The organism is Litorisediminivivens sp. KMU-197 (assembly GCF_056858395.1).
Genome location: NZ_JBXEQG010000007.1, coordinates 120,220 through 133,331, shown reverse-complemented (window position 1 = coordinate 133,331; position 13,112 = coordinate 120,220). Strand labels below are relative to the sequence as shown.

General features: G+C 65.2%; 8 protein-coding genes. 7 read left to right on the top strand and 1 reads right to left on the bottom strand.

Going from position 1 to position 13,112, the window contains the following annotated elements; translation table 11 throughout:
* Positions 1-45: 45 nt before the first annotated feature.
* From AC04PT_RS15340 to queG, 6 genes are all read left to right on the top strand, one after another.
* Positions 46-1,488, top strand: a complete 1,443-nt coding sequence (locus tag AC04PT_RS15340; protein ID WP_482874594.1) for an NAD(P)-dependent oxidoreductase — start codon at positions 46-48, stop codon at positions 1,486-1,488.
* 187 nt (positions 1,489-1,675) lie between these two features.
* Positions 1,676-6,214, top strand: coding sequence for a glutamate synthase large subunit (gene gltB, locus AC04PT_RS15335; protein ID WP_482874593.1), 4,539 nt, complete (start codon positions 1,676-1,678; stop codon positions 6,212-6,214).
* A 274-nt stretch (positions 6,215-6,488) separates the two neighbouring features.
* On the top strand, positions 6,489-7,418 hold the full coding sequence (locus AC04PT_RS15330; RefSeq protein ID WP_482874592.1) for a Hint domain-containing protein: 930 nt from the start codon (positions 6,489-6,491) through the stop codon (positions 7,416-7,418).
* Between the two features lie 32 nt (positions 7,419-7,450).
* A complete protein-coding gene (gene mtgA / locus AC04PT_RS15325) occupies positions 7,451-8,170 on the top strand; it encodes a monofunctional biosynthetic peptidoglycan transglycosylase (protein WP_482874591.1) in 720 nt (239 codons plus the stop codon).
* Between the two features lie 200 nt (positions 8,171-8,370).
* Positions 8,371-9,036 carry an FtsZ-binding protein FzlA gene (gene fzlA / locus AC04PT_RS15320; protein WP_482874590.1) on the top strand — a complete coding sequence of 222 codons (666 nt, stop codon included), beginning with the start codon at positions 8,371-8,373 and terminating at the stop codon, positions 9,034-9,036.
* 70 nt (positions 9,037-9,106) lie between these two features.
* On the top strand, positions 9,107-10,147 hold the full coding sequence (queG, locus tag AC04PT_RS15315; RefSeq protein WP_482874589.1) for a tRNA epoxyqueuosine(34) reductase QueG: 1,041 nt from the start codon (positions 9,107-9,109) through the stop codon (positions 10,145-10,147).
* A 38-nt stretch (positions 10,148-10,185) separates the two neighbouring features.
* Here queG and AC04PT_RS15310 read toward each other — a convergent pair whose 3' ends face one another.
* On the bottom strand, positions 10,186-11,313 hold the full coding sequence (locus tag AC04PT_RS15310; protein WP_482874588.1) for an alkane 1-monooxygenase: 1,128 nt from the start codon (positions 11,311-11,313) through the stop codon (positions 10,186-10,188).
* Positions 11,314-11,600: 287 nt separating this feature from the next.
* Here AC04PT_RS15310 and AC04PT_RS15305 point away from each other — a divergent pair, with 287 nt between their 5' ends.
* On the top strand, positions 11,601-13,019 hold the full coding sequence (locus AC04PT_RS15305) for an NCS1 family nucleobase:cation symporter-1 (protein WP_482874587.1): 1,419 nt from the start codon (positions 11,601-11,603) through the stop codon (positions 13,017-13,019).
* Positions 13,020-13,112 lie beyond the last annotated feature (93 nt).

Genomic DNA, 13,112 nt, shown 5'->3' with positions numbered 1-13,112 from the left:
GTTAGAAGGCAGTCATCTTAATTCAGCGAGCGGAGCGTTAGCGATATGGCCAAGCAGGCGATGTTGAAGTTTGTACAGATCGAACGCGATATGCCCGAGAAGCGCGACGCGAAGGTGCGGAACTCGGACTTTGATGAGATCTATGCGGAGTTTGCCCGCGCCAAGGCCGAAGAGCAATCCTCGCGCTGCAGCCAGTGCGGCGTGCCCTATTGCCAGAGCCATTGCCCGCTGCACAACAACATCCCCGACTGGCTGCGCCTGACCGCGACCGGCCGTCTGAAAGAGGCCTATGAGATCAGCCAGGCCACCAACACCTTTCCCGAAATCTGCGGGCGCATCTGCCCGCAGGACCGGCTTTGCGAAGGCAATTGCGTGATCGAGCAGTCCGGCCACGGCACGGTGACGATCGGGTCGGTCGAGAAGTATATCACTGATACTGCTTGGGAAAATGGCTGGGTCAAACCCGCGAACCCGGCGCATGAGCGCGCGCAGAGCGTCGGCATCATCGGTGCGGGGCCGGGGGGGCTGGCGGCAGCGGACATGCTGCGGCGCGCGGGCGTGCAGGTGACGGTCTATGACCGCTACGACCGCGCCGGCGGGCTTCTGACCTACGGGATTCCGGGGTTCAAGCTGGAGAAACACGTGGTCGAGCGGCGCAACAAGCAGCTTGAGGACGGCGGTGTGACCTTCAAGCTGAACTGCGACGTGGGACGCGATATCTCGTTCAACGAGATCCGTGAGGCACATGATGCTGTGATTATCGCCACGGGCGTTTACAAATCGCGCGACTTGAAAGGGCCGGGGTCCGGGGCTCAGGGGATCGTGAAGGCGATCGATTACCTGACCGCGTCGAACCGTGCGGCGAACTTTGGTGACACGGTGCCAGAGTTCGAAAGCGGCGAGTTGAACGCCAAGGGCAAACGAGTTGTTGTGATCGGTGGCGGTGATACCGCTATGGATTGTGTCCGGACCGCCGTCAGGCAGGGTGCAGACAGCGTCAAGTGCCTGTATCGCCGGGACCGGGCGAACATGCCCGGATCGCAACGCGAGGTGGCCAACGCCGAGGAAGAAGGCGTGCAATTCGAATGGCTTACGGCGCCGCAGGGTTTCACCGGCGACACCGTCGAAGGAGTGATGGTGCAGCGGATGCGGTTGGGGCACCCGGACGCAACCGGGCGTCAGGCGCCCGAGGTGATCGAGGGCAGCGACTATGTCGAGGGCGCGGACCTAGTGATCAAGGCGCTGGGATTTGAGCCGGAAGACCTGCCAACCCTTTGGGATTGCCCGGAATTGTCGGTCACGCGCTGGGGCACCGTCAAGGCCGAGTTCGAGACCGGGGCAACCGATCTGGACGGCGTCTATGCGGTTGGTGACATCGTGCGCGGTGCCAGCCTTGTGGTCTGGGCCATCCGCGACGGGCGCGACTGTGCGGCAGCGATCCTGAAGCGGCTGGATGCCCAAGTGACCTCGCCCATCGCGGCCGAGTAGTTTTGTACAATTTGTACAAAACGACCCCCTGTTTTGTACAAATGCCCCCTTTGTGAAGTCCCGACGGCGAGAAGGGTCACTGATGCTGACCCGCAAGCCGCGAAAAAAGAACAACAGACGTTAACGGCGCGCCGACGGTCCGGGCTGAGACAAGCCCCCTCTGGTGCCAGCGTGGAAGGAGCCTGACATGACCAAATACGATGCCGACTGGGTGCGCGCCGAGGAAGCCAAGCGCAAGTGGATGGAAGACAACGGGCTGTTCCGCGAAGAGCACGAGCATTCATCGTGCGGCGTGGGCCTCGTGGTGGCGCAGGATGGCAAGCCGACGCGGAAGGTCGTCGAGAACGGGATCAACGCGCTCAAGGCGATCTGGCACCGGGGCGCGGTGGATGCCGATGGCATGACCGGCGACGGCGCGGGCATTCACGTGCAAATCCCGGTGAACTTCTTCTACGATCAGGTGCGCCGTACCGGGCACGAGCCGCGCCAGAACCAGTTGCTGGCCGTGGGCCAGGTGTTCCTGCCGCGGACCGATTTCGGCGGGCAGGAGATCTGCCGGACCATCGTCGAGACCGAAGTGCTGCGGATGGGCCATTACATCTATGGCTGGCGGCATGTGCCGGTCGATATCAGCGTGCTGGGCGAAAAGGCCAATGCGACGCGGCCCGAGATCGAGCAGATCCTGATTTCCAACGCCAAGGGCGTCGACGAGGAAACTTTCGAGCGCGAGCTTTACGTGATCCGCCGGCGGATCGAGAAGGCGGCGATCGCGGCGGGCGTGAAGGAGCTTTACATCGCGTCGCTGTCCTGCCGGTCGATCATCTACAAGGGCATGATGCTGGCCGAGCAGGTGGCGGAGTTCTATCCCGACCTGAAGGACGAGCGTTTTGAATCCGCCTTCGCGATCTATCACCAGCGCTACAGCACCAACACCTTCCCGCAGTGGTGGCTGGCGCAGCCGTTCCGGATGCTGGCGCACAACGGCGAGATCAACACTCTGAAGGGCAACCTGAACTGGATGAGAAGCCACGAGATCCGCATGGCTTCGGCCACGTTCGGTGACTTTGCGGACGACATCAAACCCATCGTGCCGGGCGGATCGTCGGATTCGGCGGCGCTGGATTCGGTGTTCGAGGTTCTGGTGCGGGCCGGGCGCTCGGCTCCGATGGCGAAGACCATGCTGGTGCCGGAGTCGTGGTCGAAGCAGGCGGTGGAGCTGCCGCAAAGCTGGCGCGACATGTATTCCTATTGCAACTCGGTGATGGAGCCGTGGGACGGCCCCGCCGCTTTGGCGATGACTGACGGGCGCTGGGTCTGCGCGGGGCTCGACCGGAACGGCCTGCGTCCGATGCGCTATGTGGTGACCGGCGACGGGCTGGTGATCGCGGGGTCCGAGGCTGGCATGGTGCCGGTGGACGAGGCCACGGTGGTCGAGAAGGGCGCACTGGGCCCGGGGCAGATGCTTGCGGTCGACATGAAGGAAGGCAAGCTGTTCCACGACACCGAGATCAAGGACCAACTGGCCGAGGCGCGGCCTTTCGGTGAATGGGTCGGCAAGATCAAGGAACTGGACGAGGACCTGTCCGACGTGACCGAGAAGGCACTGCACGAGGGCGAGGACCTGCGCCGCCGCCAGATCGCCGCGGGCTATTCCATCGAAGAGCTTGAGCAGGTGCTCGCGCCGATGGCCGAGGACGGCAAGGAAATGATTGCCTCGATGGGCGACGACACGCCCTCGGCGGTGCTGTCGACCAAGTATCGCCCGCTGAGCCATTACTTCCGGCAGAACTTCAGCCAGGTGACCAACCCGCCGATCGACAGCCTGCGCGAGTACCGGGTGATGAGCCTGAAGACCCGCTTCGGCAATCTCAAGAACGTGCTGGACGAGAGTAGCTCGCAGACCGAGATTCTGGTGCTGGGGTCGCCCTTCGTGGGCAATGCGCAGTTCGAGCTGCTGACCAAGCAATTCAACGCCGACATGGTGAGCATCGACTGTACCTTCGCTGTGGACGGCGGTGACGGCGCACTGCGGCAGGGGCTGGAGCGCATCCGGGCCGAGGCCGAGGACGCAGTGCGCTCGGGCGCGGGCCACTTGGTGCTGACCGACGAGGGGCTGGGTGCCGAGCGCATCGGGATGCCGATGATTCTGGCGACCAGCGCGGTGCATTCCCACCTGACGCGCAAGGGGCTGCGGACCTTCTGTTCGCTGAACGTGCGGTCGGCCGAATGCATCGACCCGCATTACTTCGCGGTGTTGATCGGGTCCGGGGCGACCACGGTGAACGCCTATCTCGCCGAGGATTCGCTGGCTGACCGGATCGGGCGCGGGCTTCTGGACGGCTCGCTTTCGGAGAACGTTGCGCGGTATCGCGCGGCGGTGGATGCCGGGCTGCTGAAGATCATGTCGAAGATGGGGATCTCGGTGCTGTCGTCCTATCGCGGCGGGCTGAACTTCGAGGCGGTGGGGCTGAGCCGCGCCATGTGCGCGGAGTATTTCCCCGGCATGTTGAGCCGCATCTCGGGCATCGGCATCACCGGTATCCAGAAAAAGCTGCGCGACGTGCATGCGCTGGCCTATCGCGAGAACCGCGACGTGCTGCCGATCGGCGGCTTCTACAAGGCGCGGAAATCGGGCGAGACCCACGCCTGGGGCGCGCAGACCATGCACATGATGCAGATGGCCTGCAACAAGGGCTCTTATGCGCTGTGGCAGAAGTACAGCCGCGCGATGCAGACCAACCCGCCGATCCACCTGCGCGACCTGCTGGCGATCAAGCCGCTGGGCGAGGCGGTGCCGGTGGAGCAGGTCGAGAGCGTCACCGCGATCCGCAAGCGGTTCGTGACTCCGGGGATGTCGCTGGGGGCGCTGAGCCCGGAAGCGCACAAGACGCTGAACGTGGCGATGAACCGGATCGGGGCGCGCAGCGACTCGGGCGAGGGCGGCGAAGACCCGGCGCATTTCGTGCCGGAGCCCAACGGCGACAACCCGTCAGCCAAGATCAAGCAGGTGGCGAGCGGTCGCTTTGGCGTGACGGCGGAATACCTGAACCAGTGCGAAGAGCTGGAGATCAAGGTGGCGCAGGGGGCCAAGCCCGGCGAGGGCGGCCAGCTTCCGGGGATGAAGGTCACCGACCTGATCGCGCGTCTCAGGCATTCGACCAAGGGCGTGACGCTGATTTCGCCGCCGCCGCACCATGACATCTATTCGATCGAGGACCTCGCGCAGCTGATCTACGACCTCAAGCAGATCAACCCGCGTTGCAAGGTGACGGTGAAGCTGGTGGCCTCTAGCGGCGTCGGCACCATTGCTGCCGGTGTGGCCAAGGCCAAGGCCGACGTGATCCTGATTTCGGGGCACAACGGCGGGACGGGGGCGTCGCCGGCGACCTCGATCAAATATGCCGGGCTGCCGTGGGAGATGGGCCTGACCGAGGCGCATCAGGTTCTTGCCATGAACAACCTGCGTGGCCGCGTCACGCTGCGGACCGATGGTGGTTTGCGGACCGGTCGTGACATCGTCATGGCGGCGATGATGGGCGCCGAGGAATACGGCATCGGCACCGCCGCGCTGATCGCGATGGGCTGCATCATGGTGCGTCAGTGCCAGTCGAACACCTGCCCGGTGGGCGTCTGTACTCAGGACGAGAGCCTGCGCGCCAAGTTCACCGGCAATGCCGACAAGGTGGTGAACCTGATCACCTTCTACGCGCAGGAAGTGCGCGAGGTGCTGGCCAGCATCGGTGCCCGCAGTCTGGACGACGTGATCGGACGGGCGGACCTGCTGACGCAGGTGTCGCGCGGCTCGGACCATCTGGACGACCTGGACCTCAACCCGCTGCTGATCACCGTCGATGGCGCGCATGAGATCAAGTACGACCGCGAGAAGCCGCGCAACGCGGTGCCGGATACGCTGGACGCGGAAATCGTGCGCGATGCGCAGCGGTTTCTGGAAGATGGCGAGAAGATGCAGCTTCAGTACGCGGTGCAGAACACGCACCGGACTGTGGGCACGCGGACCTCTTCGCACATCGTCAAGAATTTCGGGATGCGCAACGCGCTCCAGCCGGACCACCTGACGGTGAAGCTGCAAGGCTCGGCCGGCCAGTCGCTGGGGGCCTTCGCGGCGCCGGGGCTGAAGCTGGAGGTGTCGGGCGATGCCAACGACTATGTCGGCAAGGGCCTGTCGGGGGGCACCATCGTGGTGCGCCCGCCGATGGTGTCGCCGCTGGTGGCGCGGGACAACACGATCATCGGCAATACCGTTCTTTACGGCGCGACCGATGGTTACCTCTTCGCAGCGGGTCGTGCGGGTGAGCGCTTTGCCGTGCGGAACTCGGGCGCCAAGGTGGTGATCGAGGGTTGCGGTTCGAACGGCTGCGAATACATGACCGGCGGGGTCGCGGTGATCCTCGGCAAGATCGGCGCCAACTTCGGGGCCGGGATGACCGGCGGGATGGCCTATGTGCACGATCCCGACGGCGTGGCGCCCAAGCTGATCAACATGGAGACGGTGACCATCAACCCGGTCGAGGTGCCGCACTGGGAGACCCAGCTGCACGAATTGATCGAGCGCCACGCCGACGAGACCGGCAGCCGCACCGCGCTGGACATCCTGCAGCACTGGGAGGCCGAGCGCGGCAACTTCCTTCAGATCTGTCCGCTGGAGATGCTCGACAAGCTGACCCACCCGCTGCGGCTGGAGGAGACGGCGGTGCCGGCGGAGTAAGCCGCTTTGGCCTGACTGGACTGCGGCGCGGCATCCTGAGGGTGCCGCGCCGTTTTCGTTTTTGGCGGGTTTGTCGGTTACGGGGGCGGTTCGCTAACGTTTGCCTCAAATGTGCCACAATTTGGGCCGATTGTGGCCGGGATAGGGTGATGCGCGACCGGCCTCAGAATGCCGGCGGAATCGCCCGGGCAGTGCAGTTTGGGCAGATGCGTTGACGGGTTGATCGGCTTGCGCCGCGCCCGTGGCATGGTTGCCCCGATCCGGAGGCGCAGGCATGCCGACGAAAATCCTGACCGGTCAGTTGGTGAACGGCGATCCGTTCGTCTCGGGCGGCAACATCAACATCACCACGAATACCTTTCCCGTGCTTATTTTTGACGAGGTCGACGGGCGGATCGGCGATCCGGTTCCGGGTGAGACCATCACCGTGAATGGTATCTCGGGGCTGACCTATGAGTTCCTCGGTTTCGGCGACGTGCGTGGCGACCCGCTGATGCGCGCGGCCTTTATCCGGGTCGACAATGGCGACGGCACCTTCACCACCATTGCGGTCGACATGAACGCCGACGGCGACCAGACGCCGAACCTGCAGCCCGGCAACACCAAGCTGACCACCAACGATTTGACGACGGGCCAGCCGGAGCCGTTTCCGGCCCCCGCCTGCTTTACCCCCGGCACGCTGATCGAGACGCCGGGCGGGCCGGTCGCGATCGAGACCTTGCGGGCCGGCGACAGGGTCAGCACACGGGACCGGGGTGCGCAGGTGCTGCGCTGGATCGGAAGCGAGGCGACACGGGCGCTGGGGTCTCATGCGCCGGTGGTCTTTGCGCCGGGGGCGCTGGGCAACGACGTGGCGCTGGTAGTGTCGCAGCAGCACCGGATGCTCGTGACCGGCTGGCAGGCAGAGCTGTTTGCCGGGACCGAAGAGGTGCTGGTGGCCGCGAAACACCTTGTGAACGGGCGCGATATCGTGCTGCGGCAAGGCGGCGTGGTGCGCTATGTGCACCTGCTGTTTAACCGGCACGAGATTGTTCAGGCTGGTGGCGTCTGGTCGGAGAGCTACTTCCCGTCGGCCGAGCACGGCGACCCGGCGGTCCGCGCCGAGGTGTTGCGGCTGTTCCCCGAGCTTGCCTTGCGCGGTCTGCGGGCCGGGCTGGCGCGGCGGGTGGCGAAACGTCACGAAGCGGTTTGTCTTGTGGCCTAGGATTGCCCCAAGTCCCGCGTTACTGTGCGGCCATGGCAGGCAAGGCAGATACAGCGAAGAAACCGGCGAAGCGCGCGCCGTTCCGTCCGCACCGGTGGATCCGGCGCTGGTTCTGGCGCGTCGTGGCGCTGGCGTTTCTGCTGGTGGCGTTCCTCGTGGTGCTTTTCGCGGTCTTCAATCCGCCGACGACCTTCTACATGGCTCAGGAAAAGGCGCGGCTGGGAAAGGTCGATCACGCCTGGGTGCGGATGGAGAACATCGCACCGGCGATGGCGCGCGCGGCGGTGGCGGCGGAGGACGCCAATTTCTGCGAGCATTGGGGATTTGACGTGGTGGCGATCAAGGCGGCGCTCGAGGAAGGCTCGGGGCGCGGAGCATCGACCATCAGCCAGCAGGTGGTGAAGAACGTCTATCTCTGGCAGGGCCGCAACTGGCTGCGCAAGGCGCTGGAGGCGCTGATCACGCCGCTGGTCGAGGCGGTGTGGCCAAAGCGGCGTATCCTCGAGGTCTATCTGAACGTGGCGGAGTTCGACGAGGGCGTGTTCGGCGTGGAGGCGGCGGCACGGCATTACTTCGGCGTCGGGCCGGGCGAGTTGAGCGAGGTACAGGCGGCGCGGCTGGCGGTGGTATTGCCGGACCCCAAGGGCCGGTCGGCCAGAAACCTGTCGGCGCGGTTGCGGCAACGGGCCGAGATGGTCCGCGACGGCGCGGCGACCATCGACCGCGACGGACGGTCCGCATGTTTCCAATAGCCGCGATCCGTCGGCGGAGGGCGCAAATCCGTCGACGGAATGCGTGCGCGCGGCACCGTGGCGGTTGACGGTTTCCGGCTGCGGTTTAGGTGAACCCGAGCCGGCGGCAGGCCGCGTATCGGCCCCGCTTGGGTGGTTGAACTGGTGCCTGTTTCACGGCAAAGAGGCAGGGTACCCCGCATTCAGGACCGTTTGTTTTCATGGCCAAGCTCTATCACGTTCCCCTGTCGCCCTTCTGCCGCAAGGTCCGGCTGAGCCTTGCCGAGAAGAAGATCGATTGCGAGTTGGTGGAAGAACGCTACTGGCTTCAGGACCCGGATTTCCTGCGCCGCAACCCGGCCGCCAAGGTGCCGGTGCTGAAGATCGACGGCAAGACCATGTCCGAGAGCGCGGCGATCTGCGAATGGCTGGAGGAGAAATATCCCGAGCCGGCGTTGATGCCGAAGGCGACGGACGCGCGCTATGAGGTGCGGCGGCTGGTGGGATGGTTTGACGACAAGTTCCACAACGAGGTGACGTCGAACCTGCTTTACGAGCGGGTCAACAAGAAGGTGCAGGGCAAGGGATTTCCCGACAGCAAGAACGTCAAGGCCGGGGCCAAGGCGATCAAGTATCACCTGGATTACCTGACCTGGCTGCTGGACCACCGGCGCTGGCTGGCGGGCGACGTGATGACGCTGGCGGACTTCGCCGCCGCCGCGCATCTGTCGGCGCTGGATTACATCTCGGACGTGGACTGGAACCGGTCGGGCGTCGTCAAGGACTGGTACGCGAAGATCAAGTCGCGGCCGGCGTTCCGGTCGATTCTGGCCGACCAGATCCCCGGGTTTCCGCCGCCGCGACATTACAACGACCTGGATTTCTGATACGCCGGTGTCGGAGTTTCGGGGGCGCTGCCCCCGGAGTCCCCGGGATATTTTCAGCCAGAAGAAGCACATGGACGCGCTGAAGGACAGATTGGTGCGCGAGGCGCGGGAGATCGGGTTTTCCGCCGCGCGGATCTGTCGGCCCGAGGCGGTGCCCGAGGTGGCGGCGCGGTTGGCGGCCTTTCTGGATGCCGGATATCACGGGCAGATGGGATGGCTGGCGGAGCGGGCGCATTGGCGCGGCGACCCGGCGGCGCTCTGGCCGGAGGCGCGATCTGTCATCATGCTGGCCGAGAACTACGGGCCGGCGCATGATCCGCTGGCGGTGCTGGAACAGCGGGACCGGGCGGCGATTTCGGTCTATGCGCAGCACCGCGATTACCATGACGTGGTGAAGAAGCGGCTGAAGCGGCTGGCGCGGTGGCTGATTGCGGAAGCCGGCGGCGAAGTGAAGGTGTTTGTCGACACCGCGCCGGTGCCGGAAAAGGCGCTGGGGCAGGCGGCGGGCTTGGGCTGGCAGGGCAAGCACACCAACCTGGTGAGCCGCGAGCTGGGGTCGTGGTTCTTTCTGGGGGCGGTGTTCACCACGCTGGACCTGCCGGCGGATGCGGCGGAGGTGGATCATTGCGGATCGTGCCGGAAGTGCCTTGACGTCTGCCCGACGGATGCCTTTCCGGCACCCTATCAACTGGATGCGCGGCGCTGCATTTCCTACCTGACGATCGAGCACAAGGGGCCGGTGGACGCGGATCTGCGGCCGCTTCTGGGCAATCGGATCTACGGCTGTGACGATTGCCTTGCGGTCTGTCCGTGGAACAAGTTCGCGGAAGCCTCGGCGGAGGTGAAGTACCACGCCCGGCCGGAGCTTCTGGCGCCGGATCTCGGGGAACTGGCCGGGCTGGACGATGCCGGGTTCCGGGCGCTGTTCTCGGGGTCTCCGATCAAGCGGATCGGGCGGGGGCGGTTCGTGCGCAACGTGCTCTATGCGATCGGGAATTCCGGCGACGCTCGGCTGCGCGAGGTGGCGCGCGGGCTTTGCGAGGATGAGGATGCAGTGGTGGCGGATGCGGCGCGATGGGCCGTGGCGCGGTTGCCGGGGGTGCCGGGCTGAAGCCCGGCCTACGGTGTGGATGCCAGGGAGGGTCGCGCTTAGCGGGGCAGCGGGGTCTGGGCCGTGTTGTAGGGTGTCCAGTCGGTGATCTCGGGGTAGAAGGTGCGGCGCCACTGACGGACGCGGGGGTTCATGACGCGGCGCCAGAGCGGCGGGATCAGGGCGGCGATGGTCATCACCGGATAGCCGAACGGCAGCTGCGGAGCCTCGTCCGCGCCGTAGTTCTGCAGCAGCGGGAAGCGGCGGTCGGGCTTGTAGTGGTGGTCCGAGTGGCGTTGCAGGTTGATGAGCAGCCAGTTCGATGCGCGGTGGGCGGCGTTCCACGAATGGCGGGGCAGCACGTGTTCGTACTTGCCGTCGCCGAGGTGCTTTCGGGTCAGCCCGTAATGTTCGACGTAGTTGACGAGTTCGAGTTGCCAGACCGCGGTGAGCGCCTGCAGGAGGAAGAGGCCGAGACCGGCCCAGCCCGAGAGCAGAACGGCGAGGCCCAGCATCAGGGCCTGCAGCGCCCAGTAGCGCCAGAACGGGTTTTCGCGGGCATGCCAGGACTTGCCCTTGCGGGCCAGCATGGCGGCCTCGGCCTTGAAGGACGAGACCAGCGACTGGCGCAGCACGCGCGGGAAGAAGCGGTGGAAGTTCTCGTTGTAGCGCGCGGTGACCGGGTCGCGCGGGGTGCCGACGTAGCGGTGGTGCACCAGCAGGTGCTCGGACCGGAAGTGGCTGTAGAGGACCATGGCCAGCAGGATGTCGCCCAGCCAGCGTTCGAGCCGGTTTTTCTGGTGCATCAGTTCATGGCTGTAGTTGATGCCGATGGTGCCGGTCAGCACGCCGATGCCGAAGAACAGCGCGATGGCCTCCCATGTGGCGAGGTGGTCGGCGCGCGGGACGTACCAGAGCAGGCCGAAGAGGGTGACCGCCTGTGCCGGCACCCAGAGGGATGTGAGGCGCTTGTACCAGGTGAGGTGCGAGTCCGGTGTCGCGGGGTCGGCGTTCGACAGGTCGAGACCGGTGAGCGCGTCGAGCGCCGAGAACAGATACCATGTGCAGAGCGGCAGCAGGAAGACCGTCCAGCCGCCCCAGGCCGCGCCGATCCAGGCCAGCGGGATCAGCAGGAACGAGGCCCAGAACGGCAGGGCGCTTTGCAGGGCGGTGGGGTTCGCGGTCATGATCGCTCGGATTTGCCTGTTTGACGGGCAGGGCCTGACGTTTCGGCACCCTGCGGCGGGAAGTATCGCGCCGGACCGGGGCCGGATCAAGATTTCCGTGATGTCAGGTTCAGCGCCGGGATTGTTCGTGCTTTCCTGAAGGTCCTGTCGGATTTTCCTGTCTGCCGCCGGTTACGCCGCTCCTGTAGCATGCGCTGTGCTGGTCAGGAGGCCCGTGGCAGGCGTTGGGAGGCGCTGAACTGCGGCGGGTGGGTGTCTGAATGTCATCTGAATGGAGAGGTCAGATCATGGACACGACCGCAAGCGACCTATTCGTCGCCGACGAGGACGCGCTGCGCCCCGTCACACCGCAAGAGAAGACCTGGGGCTGGTTCGCCATCTTCAACGTCTGGGCCAACGACATCCAGTCGCTGTTCGGCTATTCGCTGGTCGCGTCGCTGTTCATCTCCTACGGGGTGAGCGGCTGGACCGCCTTTGCCGCGCTGATCACCGCCGGGCTGATGGTGATGTTCCTGGTGAACCTGTCGGGTGCCGCAGGCGAGAAATACGGCATCCCCTATCCGGTGTTCGCCCGTGCCAGCATGGGGACCAAGGGGGCCAAGCTGCCCTCGGTCCTGCGGGCGACGGTGGCGGTGTTCTGGTACGGGGTGCAGGTCTATTTCGCCTCGACCGCGCTGGCGCTGCTGATCAAGTCGGTGACCGGGATCACCGGCGGGGCCGAATTTCTGGGGCTGAGCGCTGTGGACTGGCTGTCCTTCGTGATCGTCTGGGCCTTCCACATCTTCATCTTCTGGCGCGGCATGGACTGGGTCGAAGGTTTCCTGAATGTCGCCGGTCCCTTCGTCTATCTGGTGATGATCGGGCTGCTGGCGGTGCTTTGGGTGAAGTCGGACGGCCAGCTTCTGAGCCAGGCGCAGACCATCTTTGCCAACCCCGAAGGCACCTGGGGGACCGAGTTCACCGGTTTCGTGGCGATCATCGGCACGATGGTGGCGTACTTCGCGGCCGTGATGATCAACTTCTCGGACTTCTCGCGCTATGCCAAGGACAAGCGGGCGATGACGGCGGGCAACCTGGCCGGGCTGCCGTTCAACATGATCCTGTTTTCGGCCCTGGCGCTGCTGACGACGGCCGGGGCCGCCGTGGTCTACGGCGAGAAGATCATCAACCCGACCGAGATCGTGGAGCGGACCGATTCGGTGCTGCTGGGGATCATCGCGGCGGTGACCTTTTTTGCCGCGACGGTGGGGATCAACCTTGTGGCCAACTTCATCCCGGCGGTGAACGGCATCGCCAACCTCGCGCCCGAGAAGATCGGGTTCCGCAAGGCCGGGCTGATTACCTCGGGCTTTGCGCTGGTGATCGGCGGGCTGTGGACGGCGGTGATTTCCGAGATCGGGATCTCCGGCTTCGTGAACACGCTGGGGGCGACGCTGGCGCCGCTTTACGGGATTCTGGTGGTGGATTATTACCTGATCCGGAAGCAGGAGCTGAAGCGCGACGACCTGTATAACATGTCGGGCGGGGTCTATCGCTATGGCAACGGCTGGCATGACAACGCGCTGGTTGCGTTTGGTATCGGGGCGGTGTTCTCGATCGCGACGGTCTGGGTGCCGGGGCTGAACACGCTGGCCGGTTATGCCTGGATCATCGGTGCGGCGCTGGGCGGCGCGGTGTACTGGTGGCGGTGCAAGCAGGCTGCCTGAGTTGAGGAAGGCCCTCGCGTTGGTGCGCGGGGGTCTTTTTCGTTGGGAGTGTCCGCAAGTCGTGTTGGTCCGCGCAGCGGGGCGATCCGAAGA